We start from the raw sequence: 467 nt of genomic DNA on the forward strand, positions 1-467 counted from the left end.
GGAACGAACGCCGCCACCGTTATGAGCGCCGAGAAGAACACCGCGCGATCAACCTGCAAGGCACTGACGAAAATCATGCGCAGGCGTTCGGGCACGCGGAATCCAAGCATCTTCGCGTCACGGCTCATCAGCAGGCGCGTCTGCTCTGCGGCCGGCATCTGGAAGTTGCGGAAGATGTTCTCCACCAGGATGACGGATGAATCCACGATGATCCCGAAGTCCACCGCCCCGACCGAGAGCAGGTTGGCGGACTCCCCCGTCAGCAGCAGGATCAGTATGCTGAAGAACAGCGCAAACGGAATGTTCGCGCTGACAATGATGGCGCTGCGCAGATCGCCCAGAAATATCCATTGAATAAAGAACACCAGCAGGCAGCCAAACAGCAGCGCGTGCATGACCGTATGCGTGGTGACGGAGACGAGCTCCGAGCGATCGTAGTAGCGCTCGACCTTCACACCCGCCGGCAG

1 protein-coding gene is annotated in these 467 nt (G+C 59.7%); it reads right to left on the reverse strand.

The genetic code is table 11. The features are described 5' to 3' along the window. Positions 1–467 (reverse strand): efflux RND transporter permease subunit (locus tag JWG88_RS21295; RefSeq protein ID WP_205235833.1); only part of this gene is annotated, 467 nt, incomplete at both ends.

Source organism: Desulfopila inferna (assembly GCF_016919005.1).
Classification (GTDB): Bacteria; Desulfobacterota; Desulfobulbia; order Desulfobulbales; family Desulfocapsaceae; genus Desulfopila_A; species Desulfopila_A inferna.